Source organism: Nocardia carnea (assembly GCF_029868855.1).
In the GTDB taxonomy this organism is placed as follows: domain Bacteria; phylum Actinomycetota; class Actinomycetes; order Mycobacteriales; family Mycobacteriaceae; genus Nocardia; species Nocardia carnea_A.
On the sequence record NZ_JARWOV010000140.1, the window covers coordinates 1 to 18,396 of the forward strand.

Below are 18,396 nucleotides of genomic sequence, written 5' to 3' on the forward strand. Positions count from 1 at the left end.
CCGCCGCGGGTCGTCCCGCGCCCCCGCCCCCCCCCCCGCGCCCCCCCGCGGGGGGCGCCGCGGCCCCCCCCCCCCCCCGGGGGGGGGGGGGGGGGTCCCCCCCCCCCAAAACACCGAATGAATCGGCAGCGGCGAGCGCTCTCCACGAGCGCACGTCCCGCCGATTCACTTGTATCGGTAGACGATCCGACCGCGGGACAGGTCGTACGGTGACAGCTCGACGACGACCCGGTCCTCCGGCAGGATGCGGATGTAGTGCTGACGCATCTTGCCGCTGATATGCGCGAGGACCTTGTGCCCGTTCTCGAGCTCGATCCGGAACATCGCATTGGGCAACGGCTCGACAACCCGCCCCTCGACCTCGATGGCCCCGTCTTTCTTCGCCATATCCTCCGCGATCCCGGTTACACTCAACCTGGTCTGATTGCCTGGTACTGCCCGATGCATCCGGCCGGAGCCCGCGGCGGCCACCCACGGTGGCTCACACTGCACAACACGGATGATCTCAACCGATCGCACACGAACAGGCGGCGCTTTGATACACCGCCTGGCCAGCTTACCGGTAGGTGTGCAATCGGGCAAAAAGGGGTATGTGCTGGTCGCGTCGCGCGGCGTCGGCGGATGTCTCCCCGGCACTGAGTGGAATGGGACTTGTCGCGTAAACTGGCCGCTGACCGAGGACGACCATTCCAGGAGGGGAACCGGTGAGCCGCAGTAACGACGGCCTCCCCATGCTGCCACCATGGCTGGCCGATACCGAGGTCACCGGGGTCGGGCAGACGAACTTCCGGAACTACGAGCCACCACCGGTCGAGAACCTCCCGCAGGACGAGGTCATCCCGGAGACCCCGGAACCGGCCAACGGCTTCTTCAACCGGCGCGGACGCGGCGACGACCGTTCCGACTCCGACGGTGACAAGAAGAAGGGCAAGGGCTGGTTCCGCAACAAGAACAAGTCCGAGCCCTCGCTCGAGGAGCGCGTAGGCGAACTGCTGCCGAACAACAACGGTCCACGGCCGTCGCAGCGCAACAACTGGGCCGAAGGCACCGCGCAGTGGTCCACGCAGCAGGTTCCGCAACCACCCGCCGATCCACACGTCGCGGACCGGCCTTCGCAGCCGGGTCCGTCCCCGGACGCGTTCCCGCAGGCCGGACCCAGCGCATCGCCCGCCCAGCTGCCCCCGGTTGCCCCGCAGAATGTCCCCGGTCCGCCGGATCAGCCGCCGGTAACGCATGCCCCGGACGGCCGGCCGGCGTGGGGGCCCGGACCGGGTCCGCAGCGGGGTCCCGAGGGTCAGCAGGCGCCGGGCCCGGATCTGCCGAGCACACCGGCCCCCGACTCCGGTTTCGAGTCCCCCACGCCGACGGCCTTCCAGGCTCCGGAGTCGGGCCGACCCAGTCTGCCGGTGCGAAATCCGAGCGAACCGGCTCCGGAGTTCGACCGACTGCGGCCGCATCACCCGATCCCGCCTCACCCTGGTCCGGCGGACGTTTCCGAGGGCACGCCCACACCGGACCGGCCGGTGGATACGCCTACCACCGGCGCAGGCGATTTCCGGCCTCCGCCGCCGCCGCTACCCGACCCGCCCCCGACCGGCGAAACACCGATGGAGCAGCAACCGCTGCGCAGGCTCCCCGATCTGCCGCCCGCGCCGGACACGGTGTCGTCGCGAGGCGATATCCCCATCGAGTCCCGGGCACCGGCCGATCCGACGGTCTCCGCCGAGGCGGCCCGACCCGGCCCGCCACAGCAGTACGACTCCTCGGCCGGCCGCCCGGCGACGCACGGCAGCGGTCCATATCCGGTCGCCGACCGGCCCGATTCGCCCGACGCCGGACCGAGCCCGCACGGCAGCGGTGCATATCCGGTCGCAGATCGGCCCGATTCGGGCGGTACCGGCGACAGTGCCACGCCGAATTTCGACCCGAGGTCCGGCGCCGGACCCGAAAGCCTCCCGGCTGCGGCCGAACGGTCCAGCTCGGCGCCGGAGCCCTCGCCCGCGCCCGACCGGCCCACCAGCGCGGTCGACCATCCGATAGCACCCGCGCCCCGTGCGGACGGTGCACCTCAGTGGCAGGCGCCGGAGAGCGCACCGGTCGGCCCGGCGCAGAATGCGCCCGCACCACAGTGGCAGGCGCCGGAGCAACCGACGGCCTGGCAATCCGGTGCGCAACACGCCACCCCGCAGCACCCCGGTCCGGTGACTGCACCGCCGGGTATCCCGGCACAGCACGGCGGGCCGCCGGTAGGCCATCCGGGCCCCGGCCCGCACCAGCAGCCGAATCAGCCGCCCGCCCAGCAGTGGCAGAACCAGGCGCCACCGGCGCATCCGGCGCCACAGCAGCACGCCGGCCCGGCAGCCTGGCAGCAGGGCCCGCAGAACGGCCAGTGGCAGAACCCGCAGAACCCGCCGCAGCAGTTCGGTCCCAATGGACCCACCCTGGACAATGTTTCGGTGCGGCGCGCCAAGAAGCCGGCCGGCAGCGGCTGGCGCAAGGTGGTGCATCACGCATCCGGCGGGAAGATCAATCCGGGGATGTCCGCCGAGGAGCGGCGGATGCTGGAGCTGGTGGCGCGGATCCGCCAGCCCGTCCGTGGCGACTACCGCATCGCGGTGCTCTCCCTGAAAGGCGGTGTCGGTAAGACCACCACCACCATCGGCCTCGGTTCGACCTTCGCCTCCATCCGCGGCGACCGCGTCATCGCGGTGGACGCCAACCCGGACTTCGGCACACTGTCGCAGCGAGTACCACTGCAGACCCGGTCCACGGTCCGCGATCTGCTTCTCGACCCGGCGATCCAACGGTATTCGGATGTGCGCCGGCATACGTCGCAGGCCACCAGCCGGCTCGAAGTACTGGCCAGCGAACGGGATCCGGCCGCATCGGAGGCGTTCAACGAGGACGAGTACCGCGCGGTCGCCCGTATCCTGCAGCGGTTCTACAACATCATCCTCACCGACTGCGGTACCGGCCTGATGCATTCGGCAATGGCAGGCGTTCTGCAACTGGCGCATTCGCTGGTGCTGATCTCCCCGACCGCCATCGACGGCGCACAGAGTGCTTCGGCCACACTGGACTGGTTGTCACTGCACGGCTACCACCATCTGGTGCAGAACGCCGTGGTGGTGATCAATTCACCGCGCGACGGTACCCCGAATATCGACGTCCAGCAGCTGCGGCAGTACTTCCTGTCCCGCTGCCGGGCCGTGCATATGGTCCCGTTCGACCCGCATATGTCCGAGGGCGCCGAGATCGATCTGCCTCGGTTGAAGAAGGAAACCAAGCGCGCGTACGTGGAACTCGCGGCCACTGTGGCCGATGACTTCGGCCGCAGCTACGGCCCGCAGCACAGCGGCTGAACCGGGTAGCCGACAGGCGTTCGACCAGGACGGCGCGCGGTGAGTTCCTGTCTCACCGCTCGACCGGCCGGCCCGCTCCCCGCGACCCGGCATGTCTCCCCGGGCGCGGGGTAGCATTCCGGGCCGCGAGGGGCATGGTCACCACTCCGGCAGCCGCCGCCGGCCGGCCAGGACGTCTCCCACCAGGGCGTCGTAGGCGTCGGCCAGTTCGGCCAGATGATGCCAGGCGCCGTGCAGGAGTTCGTCGTCGGCGTCCAGGGTCATCAACGCGTGGTGCGCGCGGACCGCCGATTCCGCGAGCCGGTCGATGATCGCGCCGATGGTCTCGGTGTGCAGGGTGACCCCGAGTCGATGCTGCGGGACGTTGCGTCCCACCCAATCGTCGATCGCCAGCACCAATTCCATCCGGCGCCGATCGATCTCGACCAGCCTGTCGGGGTCGGTGACGATCGACCCGCCCCGACCCACCAGCCTGCGCTCGTGGAGCACGGCGAGATCGCGGGCGTACCAGAGCAGCTGCCCGCCGACCACCCGGTGCCCGCGCGCGGCTCGCACCAATAGGTCGGAATTGGGCAGCGGACCGGTAGTCCCCCTCTGCGCCAAGGGATCAGCGCCCCGCTGGGCGCTGGGAAGAGCCATTACGACTGTTGTATCCGAACCTGTCACGGTTGCCTCGCCGTTCATCGCCGCACAACACCGGGTCAGTACGTTGATTACAATAAACCGCGAAAGTCGACTGTCAAGCGATAACGGCCACCCCCGACACGAAAAGCGTACACTTCGTTACCTGGAGACCACCCGAGGAGCACGATGGCGGACGGTCCGACGTATCGGCGGATCGCGGACCACCTCCGCGAGGAAATACGAGCAGGTAAGTGGGTACCCGGGGACCGCCTGCCCAGCCACTCGGAACTCGCCGAGCAAATGCAGGTTTCGCTGACCACGGCACGTAACGCCATCCAGGTATTGGTCACCGAGAACCTCGTCTATACCGCCACTTCCCGCGGCACTATCGTGCGGAGCCGCGAAGTTCTGGAATCTGTGGTGACCGACCATATCCGGCCGGATCGGCCGCGCGCGGCACACGATATCTTCGAAGAGATCGCCCGCGCCGCCGGGCGTGTCCCGACCAAGGAATTCAACGCCCGGATGGAACCGGCGGATCAGCAGATCGCCCAGCTGCTCGATATTCCGGTGGATTCCTGGGTCCTGGCCCGCACGGTGGTCCAGTTCCTGGACAACGAGCCGTGGTCGTGGGAGGTGAGCTTCTATCCACGAGACCTGGCCGAGGCCACCGGAATAGATTCCCCGCACGATATCGCCGAGGGTACGACCCGGCGCCTGGCCGACCGTGGGCACGCCGAAACGGCACACCGCGATACGATCGTCGCCCGCCCGGCGAATGCCGAGGAGGCGGATATCCTCGGGGTCGCCATCGGGACCGTCCTGCTGGATCATGTGCGTATCGGCGCGAACCACGATCGGGTCACCCGGGTCACCCGGCATCGGTCCATCGCCGCCAGTAACCGCTTGGCCTACGAACTCGGTGACGCCGCAGGTACCGCCGTAATTCGTGCCGTGCTGGAACAGACCGAACGGTCCGGGATATGGTTCTAGCCCATGACCGTGCAGATTCGGCCGGCCGCTCTCGATGATCTGAACCTGATCTGTCGCCTGCGGCTACAACGCGCCTCATGGCTCGCCGCCCGCGGCTCCGACCAGTGGTCCACCGAGGCCTCCGGACTATCGATCGACTATTTCGCACAGGTGGTCGACCGGGCGTTGACGGGCGGGGAAACCTGGATCGCGGAAGTGAACGGTGAACCGGCCGGGACGATCACCGTCAACGACCGCGCCGACAAACAGTTGTGGACCGAGATCGAACTCGCCGATTCGCTGATCGTCCACTATCTGATCGTGGATCTGCGGTACGCGGGCCATGGTGTCGGCCGGCAGCTGCTCACCCATGCCGCCGCCCTCACCCGGACCCGCGGCCGCCAATGGGTCCGCCTCGATGCCTGGACCAGCAACTCCGACCTGCATGCCTATTACCGGCGGGCCGGCTTCCGGCTGGTCCGGATCGCCGGGCCGGACAGCCGGAGCCCCTCGTGCGCGCTGTTCGAACGGCATATCGACAGCTGGCCGACCGGCAACACCCTGGCCGGGGCGCGATCAGGGAACTTGCGGATGAGACCGCTGGCGCGTTACCCGATCGTCCTGCCTGCCTACAGCTGACCTCGATCCGGCCGGCATTACGGCGCCGGCCGGACACAAGATCGCCCGCAATCCCGGAGCAGCCGGCTCAGAGTGGATCCAGGTGGGCGATATGCACCATCTCGATTCCGCGGCTCCGCGATACCAGCACCCCACGCCCGGGCGGAAGTTTGGTGGGCCGCACATCACCCACCAGTTTGCCCTCGTCCTTGGAACCACTCATGATCAGCGTTTCCACCGACATATTCTTCATGGTGCCCAGGATCGGATCGAACAGCGCACGGGATACCCCACCGATACGCCGCGCGACGATGAGGTGCATACCGATATCGCGGGCCTGCGGCAGGAATTCGACCAGCGGCTGGAACGGGTTCGCACTACCCGCGGCGACCATATCGTAATCGTCCACCACGATGTAGATTTCGGGTCCGGACCACCAGCTCCGGTCCCGCAACTGCTGCGGCGTGATATCCGACCCCGGAATACGTTTCGCCAGGTAGCCGGCGACTTCCTTGATCATCGGTCCGCAGGTCTGCGAGGACGTCGAATAACCCGCGAGCTGATCCCCTTCGAGCACGCCGAGCATGGTGCGGCGATAGTCGATCATGATCACCCGCGCCTGCTCGGTCGTGGAGTTCTCGGTGATCCCCATGACAATATTGCGCAACAGGGTGGTCTTACCGCTTTCTACATCCGCGAACGCCATGAAATGCGGCTCGGCCTTGAAATCCATGACCAGCGGCTGCAATTCGGATTCGCCGAGCCCCACCACGACCTTCGTGGCGCTGCTCTCGATTCCCCGCAGCCGCGCCTGCTCGAGCAACTCGGTGCGCTCGAATTTCAGTGGCAGCATCCGGACCTGCGGGGCGCGGCGGTTCGGGTACAGCTGCGCCAGTTCGGTGCGCGCCCGCGAAACCCCTTCGGCGAGACTCGCCGGATCGGAGTTCGAGTCCAGCCGCGGCAGGGCGATGAGCATATGCAGGTGGTCGGCCGTCAGACCGCGACCCGGCCGGCCCACCGGTACCTGGTGCGCCACACGGCGGCCCATCTCCGAATCGGTGGGATCGCCGAGACGCAGTTCGATCCGGGTGCCGATCTGGTCCTTGACCACCGGCCGGATCTCGGCCCAGCGCGAGGCGCCGACCAGCAGGTGGATACCGAACGAAAGCCCCTGCCCGGCAATCGCGTTGATCTGCGGTTCCAGCGATTCGAACTCTTCCCGGATGGCGGCCCAGCCGTCGATCACCAGGAAGACGTCCCCGAAGGCGTCCTCGGGGAACGGATCGGCTATCCCCTGTTGCAGGGCGGCGAATTTGCGCCGGCGGTACTCGGCCATCGATTCGATACCCTGCTCGGCGAACCGTTCCTCGCGCTGCCGCATGAGCGAGGTGAGTTCGGCGATGGTCCGGCGCACCCGGTCACCGTCGAGACGGCCGGCCACCGAACCGACATGCGGAGTCCCGACCAGACCGGCCATACTGCCGCCGCCGAAGTCCAGGCAGTAGATCTGCACCTGTTCGGGGGTGTGTGTCGCGGCGGTGGCCATGATGATCGCACGCAAGGTGGTCGACTTACCCGATTGCGGGCCGCCGACCACCGCCACATTGCCCTGGGCACCGGCCAGATTGATGGTGAGCACATCGCGGCGCTGCTCGTACGGTTTGTCGATCACGCCGATCGGCATCCACAACTGGCCGTGCCGGTTCACCGGCGAGCGCCAATCGGGATCGGGCAGCAGCATATCCACGGTCGGCGACTCCTCCAGTGGCGGCAGCCAGACCTCGTGCGCGGGCCGGCCGTGGCCGGTGAGCCGTTTGACCACTACATCGAGGAGCGAATCCGGAACCCCTTCACCGTCCGCAGCCACCGCGGCCACCTGCGACGGCGGCGGCGGCAGTTCGAGCAGCGGGTTGAACGGGGCCGTGCTTTCTTCCGGCTCGGCGACCTCGGCGCCGGCCGTATCCAGGAGCTCGACGGGCGCGGCGGTGAACAAACCGGGGCGCTGCCGGGCCACGGGGCTGCCGTCCTCGGTGGCGGTACCCTGCGGGGCCTCGTAGGGACCGGATACGTAGCTGGCGTTGAACCGCAGCGGGTCGGAGGCGTCGCTTTTCAGATAACCGGAGCCGGGGACGCTGGGCAGATGGTAGGCATCGGTGATGCCGAGAACTGCACGGGATTCGTTGGCGGAGAACGTCCGCAGGCCGATCCGGTACGACAGATGCGATTCCAGCCCGCGCAGCTTGTTCTCCTCCAGCCGCTGCGACGCCAGCAGCAGATGCACATGCAGTGAGCGCCCGAGACGGCCGATCATCACGAACAACTCGGCGAAATCCGGCTTCTGCGAGAGCAGTTCGGAGAACTCGTCGACCACGACGAACAGCGCCGGCAGCGGGTCCAGCGGAACGCCCGCGGCGCGGGCCTTCTCGTAATCGTTGACATTGGCGTAGTTACCGGCCGAACGCAGCAGTTCCTGGCGCCGGTTCATCTCGCCGGCCAGCGCGTCCTTCATCCGGTCCACCAGCGAGAGTTCGTCTTCCAGGTTGGTGATCACCGCCGCGACATGCGGTAGCGGGTCCAGGCCGAGGAAGGTCGCGCCGCCTTTGAAGTCGACCAGCACGAGGTTGAGCGCATCGGGTGAATGAGTGGTCACCAGCGAAAGTACAAGGGTGCGCAGGAATTCCGATTTTCCCGAGCCGGTGGCACCGATGCACAGGCCGTGCGGGCCCATACCGTTCTCCGCCGACTCTTTGATATCGATCTCCACCGGCGTCCCGTCGGGTGTGATCCCGATCGGCACCCGCAATCGTTCGCGGGCGGTGCGCGGCCGCCAGACCCGAGCCGGATCGATCTGTGCGGCATCGGAGATCTTCAACAGCGCCATGAGGCCCGGATCGGCGGTCGTGCCCTCACCCAGGCTCACGATCTGCGCGGCCGTGGCCAGGCGGTACCGCGCGAGCGCACGGGAAAACGCCTCCGCTTCGGCGGTACTCACCGAATCCGCGGTCGCGAACCGTTCCACCCCCGCGGCACTCTTGGCCGACACCTCACCGTCCGAACAGACCAACTGCAGACCACGCCGCGCGGCCAGTCCTCCTTCGGGTGCGGTGAGGTCGAGAACGGTCACCGAATCCAGGCCCGATTCGGCGACCAGCCGTTCGTTACCGCTGACGTAACCGTCATCGATGACGACAACCAGATGCAGCCGGCCCTGGGTGGGCTGCGGATTGCGCATGAACCGGCCGCGCTCCAGCAGCTCCGCCGACAGCGCGGTTTCCAGTTCGCCCAGCGATTGGTACATCATCCGCACCGAACCCATACCGTCACGCTGTACGGGATGCTGAAGGTGCGGCAGCCATTTCGCCCACGACCAGACGCGTGCGTCGGGGTCGCTGCAGACGATGGCCACGGCCAGATGGTCCGGGCCGTGGAAGGCGGCCAGTTCCATGATCATCGAGCGCACGAGGGTACGCGCCTCGCCGATATCGCCACCGATGTTGATCGCGGGAAAGGCACGCAGCGAAACCGCGGTCGGCAGCCGGTGCACTACCGAATGCGTGCGCACGAACCGGCGCAACGCCACGGTCGAGACGGGCTCCAGATCCTCGAGCGGCCCGGTTTCCGGGCGGGCCAATTTGGTGGCCAGCCGGTGACTGCCCAGGCCGACGCGGACATGTCCGAAATCGGGGTCGTTGGGACGGCGCTCCCACATCCGGCGAGTGCCGACCAGCGACAGCAGATCGGCGGGTTCGGGATGACTCCAGCCGAGTGATTCGAGTTGTTTACCGCCGGTGCGGCGCACTTCCTTGCGGATCTGGTCCAGATAGCGGAAGTAGTCCTTGCGTTCCTCGTTCAGCTCGACCGCACGTTTACCGCCGCCGCCCCGATACCCGGCCATCATGCCCACCATCGACATGATCATCATCATCGGGAACATCATCATGAAGGGATTGGCCAGCATATTGCGGCCCATCATCGCCATCATGGCGATCATCCCGATCACCGCGATCACCATGACCACCGGCATGATCTTCATCATCAGCGGTGCCGGGATGGCGCGCGGGACCTCCGGGGGCGCCGTCAGCGCGACCTCACCACCCGGCGCCCGCGGCGGGGCGATCCGGGGTCGGCGTACAAAGCCTTCGGTAGCCATGGTTCCTTCTCGATTCGGCAGCCGGCGGTCGATACCGACCCGTGGTTACGGGTCCGGTTCCAGGTCGAGTTCGCGTTGCGGGCGGCGGTACGGGTAGGCGATCGCCGCACCGATGGCCAGCCCCGACAGGCACACCACCGAACCGGCGATCGCGATCCAGCGCTGCCTGGGATCGGGTCCAGGGGGATGGGCCGGCGCGGCGATGGGCCGGGCGGCCGCCGCGCCCACCCCGACCGGTTCGGACGGCAGTTCCGCGGTGAGCGCGGCCAGCGGGTCGATCAGGCCGTGCCCGATCTTGTCGTCGCGGCCGGTACCCGGGGCGTGTGCGGTACGGGTGATCCGGTCCATCACCTGCGCGGCGGTGAGTTCGGGGAAGCGCGACCGCACCAGGGCCGCCAGACCGGCGACATAGGGCGCGGCGAAACTCGTGCCCTCCACCGACCGGATACCCTCGCTCGTCTGCACGCCGTCGACCAGGCCGGTGCCACCGGGTTTGCTGTCCAACGAGACGATACTGCGGCCGATCGCGGCCACCTGTACCCACGGGCCGTTCAGTGACAGCTCGGATACCTGGCCGTTCGGGTCGACCGAACCGACCGCGAGCACATAGGGCGAGAACCAGGCCGGGCTGGCCACCGTGGCCACCGATTCCCAGCCGGCACCGGAGTTCTGGTTCTGGCAGGCGCCGTCGCTCTGCAGGTTCCCGGCCGCCGCGACGACCACCACATTGCGGTCGTAGGCGTATTTCACCGCGGCACCGAGCGCACCGTCGGCGGTGTTCAGGCCGGCCTGGGTGCAGGCCACCTCGGAAATATTGATCACCGTGGCGCCCAGGTCCACAGCCCGGACCACAGCGCCCGCGAGAGTGAGTACGGTGCCGTAGCCCTCGGTGCTGATCTTTCCGGGAGCGTCGCGGTTGTTGTTGTCCTTCTTCTCGTACGCCAGGCTCAGCTGGCGGATGGTCAGGATCTCCGCATCGGGTGCGACGCCGGCGAACCCGTCGTGCGGACTGGGCTGGGCGGCGATGATCCCGGCGACCAGCGTGCCGTGCCCGTCGCAATCGACCGTGCCGTCGGTATCGGAGACATAGTCGCCGCCCGGTTGCAGGCGCGGTAGCCGGGGGTGCCGGTTCACTCCGGTATCGATCACCGCGACCTTCTGGCCGGCGCCGCGGCTGAACTGCCAGGCCGCCGGGAGATTCAGTACCTGCTGCGATACCGGAGGCGCGCTCGGCGGCGCACCGGTGAGCACCGGCTCGGCACAGACCGTGCTCTGCTCGGTGGGTTCCAGCGGGGCGGGCCGGCCGCTGATCGCCTGCGCAGCGGCCAGCGCACCCGGGTCGATCGCGGGTGGCGGTACGGCAGCCGCGACCGAGCCGGGCAGGGCCACCACACCGAATACGGTGAGGGCGGCCGACATTCGCAGCAGCCGGCGCGGTCGTCGAGCGCTCATAGGCTCAGATTCCGGGCCATACCGTAGATACCCATCATCCACAGCACCAAGGGGATCACTGCCATGATCAGCGCGTACTCGAAGAGTTCGATCCCCCGGCGGACCACCGGAGTGACCTCGATATGCGGCCCGATCACCCCGAAACCGACCACCCCGAGGGTGAACGCGAGCAGGATGGCGGCGCAGAGCAGGATGAGATCACTGTCCCCGAACGACAATCCGGCGATCAACGCCACGAAGGTCACACAGGCACCGCCGATCAGCACGGCGGCCTGAGCGATATCGGCGAACGACCGGCCGCGCAACGCCAGGATGATCGCGGTGACGACTGCCAGCGTGATGCCCTGCCAGCGATAGGGTCCCAGCGGATCGGCGACGCCGAACGCCCCGATCACCGCGGTGGCGGTGCAGGCGGCCACGAGACCGGTCTGGAACTGGTTCGCCCGCCGGGCCCGCTCCCCGAGCCCCGCCGCGGACGGCAGCGCGGTGGCGCCGATCGCGCCGATGCCCTCGATGGTCGGCCGCGGTTCGTGGTCGGCCGGATCGATCGCGGCACCCGCCGTCGGCACCGGTGGCACCGGCAGCCTGGCCAGCAACGCGGCCAGCCGCGGCACCATCGACAGGATCATGATCCCGGCGACCAGCAGTCCGGCGCCCACCTTCGGCAGGCCGGGATGCCAGATGAGATAGATCACGGCGGTGACCAGACCGATCACCGCGGCGGCAGCCGCGCAGGAGAAAAGAGTGGCACCCACCCCAGTCAGGCGGTAGCCCAGTACGGCCGCCACCAGCAGGACCGCGCAGGCCAGCAACAGGTGGGGACTGCCGAGGTTCCCCGGGACCACCAGCCCGGCGCCGCCGAACAACAGCAGCAGCCCGTCGGCCGACAACCAGGTACCGGTGATCTCGTCGCGGTATCTGCGTGCGGTGATACCCGCCGCCACCAGCGCGCCCAGCCCCGCGCCGAGCAGGACCAGACCCGGCGCCAGCGGATCACCGGTGCCGCGGGACAGGACCAGCACGGCCAGTGTCGTGAGCACGGCGAGCGCCGAGACCACCAAACCCATCCAGCGCGCCGCCGCACCCGACCATCCGGTGAATTCCTCGGCCGTGAGCCGCGAGACCGCATCGATCACATCGTCGAACAGCGCGGGCGCTTCCTTCGCGCTCACCTTGCGCAGGACCAGGAGTTCACCGTCGTAGACTTCGGCCTCGGTGAGGGTACGACTCGGTGCGATCGCCTCGCGCCCCAGCCGGGCGAGGGTCCAGTGCTGGGCGTCGAGTGGACCCGTATCGTCCTCGGAGTCGTGCAGGCTCGGATTGCGTGATTCGATCAGCGCCACCAGATCCGCGATGAAGCTCGCAATCGGCACCGTCGCGGGCAACCCGACATCGACCTGTGTGTTCCCCCCGATAACCGAAACCCGGCTCAGCTCCGGTTCTTGCGCGCGGGCAGCGCTCGGCGTTTCGACCACTGTACTCATCTCCCCACCCACGTCCCGATCAACAATTTACGCCTCGGCCGTCGACAATTCATTTCTCCGCCATCTATAATTCGTTGCCGACCACTGCGGCGCACGGAATACGGCCTGTATCAGTCTCTTCGGCACTTGTCGAGCACTCTCGGCTTGGATGGCTTGGCGTTGCGTCCTCCCGGCAACCGAACCTAATGTAACGGAGCGCCGAGGCGCGCGCGATCGGTAGTCTGGTATCCAGATAAACGTTCTCTTTACGCCAATACAAGAATTCGGGGAGCGCCTGCAATGACCGGCAACCGCCAAGCTCAACGCGCATTCGACGCCGGGGTTCTGTCGCTCGGACTGTCCATCGAGGGCCAAGAGTCCACCCGCGATCTCGAGTACGCCAAACTGGCGTTCCAGCGTGCCACCGAGTGGGATCCCGGTATGTGCGACGCCTGGCTGGGCCGGGCAGCCGCCGGTGAGCTCACCAAGGACGTGCTGTTCAACCTGCAGAAGACCTGTGACAGCACGCTGTACCGGGAGCAGCGCCGGGTGGGGCTGCGACCGCGTGAACTCGCGGGCCGCTTCCAGCCCGGTCTCTACATCGACTACCCGCTGTCCAGTCGCACCGAGATCTTCCTGGCCTGGGCCGCGCAACTCGTCGCGGACAAGGACTTCGGCGAGGCGGAGCGGGTCCTGGACCAGCTGGACGAATACCGTAAGGGCCAGCTGGGCGATGCCGAACGCGAAGCCGAGAACCGGATCGCCGCGTATGTGCGCGGAGTGCTGCACTACACCACGCAGCGCTGGCCGGATGTGATGACCGTCCTGGCCGGATCGGCGGAATGGGACGACCCATACCTGGCCGCGGGCGCGCATGTGATGGTCGGGACGGCTTGTGCCCAGCTGGGTTTGTTCGCCGAATCGATCCGCCGGATGCAGGCCGCCGAACAGGGCCCGATACCCGCTGCCCGGTCCACCGCCATGTTCTGCCGCGGCCTGTGCCTGCGCGAAACCGGTAACGAGGACCAGGCCCAGGCCCTGTTCGAGAAGGTGTACTCGCAGGCACCGGATTTCGAGGCCAACTCTACGGCCATGCGCGATCGCACCTTCCGGATCACCGTCACCAGCCGCGATGTCATTGCCGCCCGCACCGATAAATGGGATCCGGCTTCCTCGCCCACGATGGAGCAGATGAACCGGGCCGAAGTGCAGGACCGGGCCAAGGAGACACTGGCCGAGGCACGTGCGGAACTGGATTCGCAGATCGGGCTGGCGTCGGTGAAAACCCAGGTCGCCAAGCTGCAATCGACCGCGCAGCTGGCCAAGATCCGTGCCGAGAAGGGGATGGCCAGTGTGCCCCGCGGCCAGCATCTGGCATTCACCGGGCCGCCCGGTACCGGTAAGACCACAATCGCCCGGGTGGTGGCCAAGATCTACTGCGGTCTCGGTCTGCTGCAGACCGAGAAGATGGTGGAGGCCAAACGTGCGGATTTCGTCGGCGAACACCTGGGCAGCACGGCGATCAAGACCAACAAGCTGATCGACAGCGCAATGGACGGTGTGCTGTTCATCGACGAGGCCTACACCCTCATCCAGACCGGACTGTCCGGCGGTGACGCATTCGGCCGCGAAGCGGTGGATACGCTGCTCGCGCGGATGGAGAACGACCGGGACCGCCTGGTGGTCATCATCGCCGGCTACGACGGCGAGATCGACCGGTTGCTCGCCGCCAACGACGGTCTGGCCTCCCGGTTCGCCAAACGGCTGCAGTTCCCCTCCTACAGCGCTACCGAACTCGGACAGATCGGTGAGGTGATCGCGAAGAAACGCGATTCCGACCTGTCCGAGGAGGCGCTGAAGGTGCTGATCCGGGCCTGTGACCGGCTGTACGCGATGGAGAGCACCGATCAGAGCGGACAGCCGCGCCGCGGTGTGGACCTCGCCGGTAACGGCCGGTTCATCCGCAATGTGATCGAGGCCGCCGAGGAGGAACGAGAGTTCCGGCTGGCCAATGACGAAACTCTGGACCTCACCGATATCGACGAGGCGGTACTGCGGCGAATCGAGGAACCCGATATGCGCCTCGCGCTGGCCACGATCCTGGATTCGCTGAATATCGGCTGGACCGACCCCGATTGATGCGCTGCGGCGCTGGTGCAGGCCCGCGCCGGCCCTCGAGGCCATCGCGCGCGGCCCGGTGGACACCGTCGGGCCGCCGGCGATCAGCCTTCCGTCAGCGAATCGTGGCTGACCAGCGCCTCGCGGGGGTCCAGGGTGGGTCCCGGCACGAGCTGACCGATGATCGCCCACGGCGCCAGGTGCGGGGTGTTGCCCAGACCCAGGACATTCGCCGTAGCGGGATCGGGTACGCCGTAGCGAATTCCGTTGTCGGCGACATAGAACAGGCTTCCGCGCCGCGGGCTGCCCGGTTCCATGCCGGTGATCTGGACGTATTCGCCGTGGGTGGGTTCGACGTAGACGGCGTCCACACGATCCCCACTACTGTCCGCGGTGGCCAGCCGGACCGGCGCGGCCGAATCCGGAATCGGCAGCTCGGTACCGATCAGCAAGCCCACCGAGGCGCGCTCTCCCGGACCGTCCCCGGCGCCCTCTTCCGCGGGTGCCGTCCCGGGTGATTTCGACCAGGCGATACAGGTCACCGGTCCGTCCTCGGCCGCGACGATCTGCGGAATCTCGTCCGGGAAATCGGCCACGGGCAACCGCTGCACGACCGGGACCTCGTCCAGGACGTCGGGGGGTAGCACCGGCACCTCGCTCATCCCCTGCGAATCCGCGTAGCGGATGACCTCGGCGGCGAAAGGCGAGACCGGCTGCACCCCGTCGGCGAGCACGACATACATTTCCGGCCGGGCGTCACCCCCGACACCCGCGACGGAAATGATCCCGCCGACCGGCACTTCGGCCAGCCGCCCCGGCCCGGGCTCACCGGCGCGGTCGATGACCGGCGCCTTCAACGGGGCGACCTGGGTGGTGGCGCCGAGGAACCCGGTACCGACCGGTCGCGGCCGGTGGGCCGGCAGGTCGAGAGCGCGGGCGACCACCGAATCGTTCGGATCGACCTCGGCGCGTTTTCCGTCATAGATCAGGTAGGTCTTGTCTTCACGGGTCACCAGCAAGGCTTCGGCCGGAGTAGCGGCGCGGACCCGGTCGGTGAGATTCGGGGTGCCACCGACGATCGTCGTGGTCGCACCGACTGCCGAGGCGGCGCTACCGCCTGCGGACAACTCGATACTCTCGCACAGCGACCAGTGCGAATCGCTGCCCTGTGCCGACCCCGGCAATGCGGCAGGAGCGCCGGGAATACCGAGCAGCGGGCCACGCGGGAGATCACCCAATTTGTCGTCCTTGACCGCATGCGGTTCGGCATTGCTGCCGGTGATCAGCCGGGCGGACGCCAAGTTCAGCACCGGGTGCAGGGTCTGGCTGCCGTCGTCCTTCTTCACCACCACATACAGCGCACCGCTGGACTTACCGGAGACGATCACGGCGTCGCCGATCGCACCCTGCGGCCGCAGGAAGGCCAGAATGGCCGCGCCGGCGGTGACGAGGATGCCGAGAACCAGACCGACCAGCAGTGAACGGATCTGGGACCGCATGGGATCGTGCAACATCCGCACATCGCGCCGGACCAGGGCGTGGTCGAGACGGCGGAGCAGGAAACGATACCCGTTCACCTGGGCACGGGTAGTCAGCTGTGCTGGCACTCGGGAACTCCATCGCGCTGTCGACCGCAATCTCTTTCGACACGGTACCGTAATTCCCGATGGTTACGTCGGTCGATATCGGCGAAATCGGCGATGGCGCACCGGTAGGCGAATGCGGCCGAGGCAGGAACAAACAATCGTGAACGAAACAATGAACGCTCAGCGAGCTGCAGGTGACAATGGTTCCGATTCCTCGGTACCCGAAGATACCGACCGAACGGTCTCTCGTGATTATGTGAATTCTCGCCCGTCTGCGTACGACACCTTGCGGGATCCCGAATTCTGGTTGTTCCGCATTTTTCCACTTCGAATTGTTGTACCCGGCGTTCTGGTCGCGGCGGCAGTGGCGTGGATCGTGCTGGCGTTCACCGGTTCGGTCTGGTATTCACTCGGCGCCGGAGTCGCGGTCGGTCTCATCGCGCTGGCACCCATCGGCGGCCGGACCCTCGTCGCGCGGATCGGCGGCGTACTGGCCCGGCGCGGCCAGGTTCCGGCCGAACGGCTGGAGCAGGCCGCTGCCTTCGATGTCCCGCTTCCCGAAGGCGGCGGCTACGGGGTGCGCTGGGACGGCGATCTCCTGCTGACCATGCTGCGTATCGATCCCCCGCCGGATACCTTGACCCTGCTGCGGCCCGGTGCGCTCAATACCGAGCAAATGCTGCCGCTGCCCGAAATAGCGCGCTGCCTCGACCAATTCGACCTGACCCTGGCCGGCATAGATGTGGTGAGCACCGGCGCCCGTACCGCCGGCACCGGGATCGCCGCGCACCTCTACGACCGGATCATCGGCCCACTGCCCGCGATCGCCCATCGCACCTGCTGGCTCGTGCTGCGGCTGGATCCATTGGCCAACGCCGAAGCCGTGGACAACCGCGGCGGCGGCGGTGCCGGCGCATTACGCGCGGCCATCATCGCGACCCGGCGGGTGGCGAACCGGCTGGCCGCCCACGATATCGCCGCCTCGGTGCTCACTGCGACCGAAATGAACACGGCGGTACGCGAACTCACCCATGGGTTCGCGGTCGATATGATCAACGAATCGCCGAAGTGGCTGGAGTCGCAAGGCCGATACCTGGCGCAGTATCAGATCGGCGCCGATATGGTGGGCCCGCGCGGCCTGGCGGATATCTGGACGGTACCGAGCCTGTCGACCACCGTGACACTACGGCTGCGACCCGGGATCAACCGCAACGACCCGCATACCGAACTCGCCGATACGGTGGTCCTCAACGCCGTGGTCCGGTTCGATACGGTCGAACCACCGGAACGCCCGCCGCTGGACGGATTGCGTGAACTGTACGGAAACCAGCTGCGCATCCTGCTCGATACGCTGCCGGTCGGTTTCACCGGACGCTGGGGTCGTGAGGTCGCCTACCGTGGGACTCTGACCGCACTGAGCGAATTCACCGTTCCCACCGCCGGATGCGGTCAGCTGATCGGCGCAGACGATCTCGGCCAGGGTATCGCCGTCCCCCTGATCGGCGAGGGAACCCGCCAACTCGAGGTGATCGGCACACTGGATCTGGCGCAGCAGGTGATCCTGCGGGCCACCGCGCTCGGCGCCCATGCCATCGTGCATACCGCGCGCCCGGAGGCATGGCAGACGATGGTACGCAACCTCGACACCCCGCAACTGCTCACCATCGCGCCGCGCGCCGCGGGTGCCAGCTATCACCCGCCGGGTCCGCCGCCGCTGCCGACGGCTCCCTACCCCAGCACCACACTGCTGGTATTCGACGGTCTCCCACCGGTTTCGCATGCCGGTGGTGCGACCATCGTGCACGTCCGCCGGCCGAACGAGCCCGCGGGCTCGATCGATGCCGACGTGTCACTGGTTCAGGATCCGACGACCCCGAACCGCATCACCGTGCGCACTCCGGCGGTGACGACCACGGTGAACATGGTGACCACCCGCGAGGAGATGCACTACATCGGCGAATCGCTCGCCGCACGCTGATCCCCGAATACACGAAACGGGGCGCGGGGGGGTCACTCGTACAACCCCAGCGGGATGGTTGGGGCGGGGGGGT

11 protein-coding genes are annotated in these 18,396 nt (G+C 67.6%); 5 read left to right on the forward strand and 6 right to left on the reverse strand.

Going from position 1 to position 18,396, the window contains the following annotated elements:
* Window positions 1-165: 165 nt before the first annotated feature.
* On the reverse strand, window positions 166-387 hold the full coding sequence (infA, locus tag QH195_RS13400; protein WP_003418601.1) for a translation initiation factor IF-1: 222 nt from the start codon (window positions 385-387) through the stop codon (window positions 166-168).
* A 317-nt stretch (window positions 388-704) separates the two neighbouring features.
* Here infA and QH195_RS13405 point away from each other — a divergent pair, with 317 nt between their 5' ends.
* Complete coding sequence (locus QH195_RS13405) at window positions 705-3,362, forward strand: MinD/ParA family ATP-binding protein (protein ID WP_280435598.1); 2,658 nt, start codon at window positions 705-707, stop codon at window positions 3,360-3,362.
* A 138-nt stretch (window positions 3,363-3,500) separates the two neighbouring features.
* Here QH195_RS13405 and QH195_RS13410 read toward each other — a convergent pair whose 3' ends face one another.
* A complete protein-coding gene (locus QH195_RS13410; protein ID WP_280423879.1) occupies window positions 3,501-4,001 on the reverse strand; it encodes a DUF4254 domain-containing protein in 501 nt (166 codons plus the stop codon).
* A 171-nt stretch (window positions 4,002-4,172) separates the two neighbouring features.
* Between QH195_RS13410 and QH195_RS13415 the strand changes: the two genes are divergently transcribed.
* On the forward strand, window positions 4,173-4,979 hold the full coding sequence (locus QH195_RS13415) for a GntR family transcriptional regulator (RefSeq protein ID WP_280435599.1): 807 nt from the start codon (window positions 4,173-4,175) through the stop codon (window positions 4,977-4,979).
* A gap of 3 nt (window positions 4,980-4,982) precedes the next feature.
* Complete coding sequence (locus QH195_RS13420; RefSeq protein ID WP_280435600.1) at window positions 4,983-5,597, forward strand: GNAT family N-acetyltransferase; 615 nt, start codon at window positions 4,983-4,985, stop codon at window positions 5,595-5,597.
* A 67-nt stretch (window positions 5,598-5,664) separates the two neighbouring features.
* On the opposite strand, the gene eccCa is transcribed toward QH195_RS13420, so the two are convergent.
* The 3 genes from eccCa to eccD are packed head-to-tail and all read right to left on the reverse strand — an operon-like array spanning window position 5,665 to window position 12,662.
* Complete coding sequence (eccCa, locus tag QH195_RS13425) at window positions 5,665-9,726, reverse strand: type VII secretion protein EccCa (RefSeq protein ID WP_280435601.1); 4,062 nt, start codon at window positions 9,724-9,726, stop codon at window positions 5,665-5,667.
* 45 nt (window positions 9,727-9,771) lie between these two features.
* On the reverse strand, window positions 9,772-11,178 hold the full coding sequence (mycP, locus tag QH195_RS13430) for a type VII secretion-associated serine protease mycosin (protein WP_432278290.1): 1,407 nt from the start codon (window positions 11,176-11,178) through the stop codon (window positions 9,772-9,774).
* Window positions 11,175-12,662: a type VII secretion integral membrane protein EccD gene (gene eccD, locus QH195_RS13435; RefSeq protein WP_280423875.1), complete on the reverse strand. Its 1,488-nt coding sequence runs from the start codon at window positions 12,660-12,662 to the stop codon at window positions 11,175-11,177. Before eccD ends, mycP begins: the two co-directional genes overlap by 4 nt.
* Before the next feature lie 279 nt (window positions 12,663-12,941).
* Between eccD and eccA the strand changes: the two genes are divergently transcribed.
* Window positions 12,942-14,780 carry a type VII secretion AAA-ATPase EccA gene (gene eccA / locus QH195_RS13440; protein WP_280423874.1) on the forward strand — a complete coding sequence of 613 codons (1,839 nt, stop codon included), beginning with the start codon at window positions 12,942-12,944 and terminating at the stop codon, window positions 14,778-14,780.
* A gap of 83 nt (window positions 14,781-14,863) precedes the next feature.
* Here the strand turns inward: eccA and eccB are convergent, their stop codons facing one another.
* The gene (gene eccB / locus QH195_RS13445; protein ID WP_280435602.1) at window positions 14,864-16,366 is read right to left on the reverse strand and encodes a type VII secretion protein EccB; all 1,503 of its coding nucleotides are present in this window, start codon (window positions 16,364-16,366) and stop codon (window positions 14,864-14,866) included.
* Window positions 16,367-16,601: 235 nt separating this feature from the next.
* Between eccB and eccE the strand changes: the two genes are divergently transcribed.
* The gene (eccE, locus tag QH195_RS13450; RefSeq protein WP_280435603.1) at window positions 16,602-18,323 is read left to right on the forward strand and encodes a type VII secretion protein EccE; all 1,722 of its coding nucleotides are present in this window, start codon (window positions 16,602-16,604) and stop codon (window positions 18,321-18,323) included.
* Window positions 18,324-18,396: the final 73 nt, after the last annotated feature.

Bases quoted from the DNA above. Each gene is read 5' to 3' on its own strand.
- infA (WP_003418601.1), bottom strand. From the start codon at position 387: ATGGCGAAGAAAGACGGGGCCATCGAGGTCGAGGGGCGGGTTGTCGAG.
- QH195_RS13410 (WP_280423879.1), bottom strand. From the start codon at position 4,001: ATGGCTCTTCCCAGCGCCCAGCGGGGCGCTGATCCCTTGGCGCAGAGG.
- QH195_RS13415 (WP_280435599.1), top strand. From the start codon at position 4,173: ATGGCGGACGGTCCGACGTATCGGCGGATCGCGGACCACCTCCGCGAG.
- QH195_RS13420 (WP_280435600.1), top strand. From the start codon at position 4,983: ATGACCGTGCAGATTCGGCCGGCCGCTCTCGATGATCTGAACCTGATC.
- eccCa (WP_280435601.1), bottom strand. From the start codon at position 9,726: ATGGCTACCGAAGGCTTTGTACGCCGACCCCGGATCGCCCCGCCGCGG.
- mycP (WP_432278290.1), bottom strand. From the start codon at position 11,178: ATGAGCGCTCGACGACCGCGCCGGCTGCTGCGAATGTCGGCCGCCCTC.
- eccD (WP_280423875.1), bottom strand. From the start codon at position 12,662: ATGAGTACAGTGGTCGAAACGCCGAGCGCTGCCCGCGCGCAAGAACCG.
- eccA (WP_280423874.1), top strand. From the start codon at position 12,942: ATGACCGGCAACCGCCAAGCTCAACGCGCATTCGACGCCGGGGTTCTG.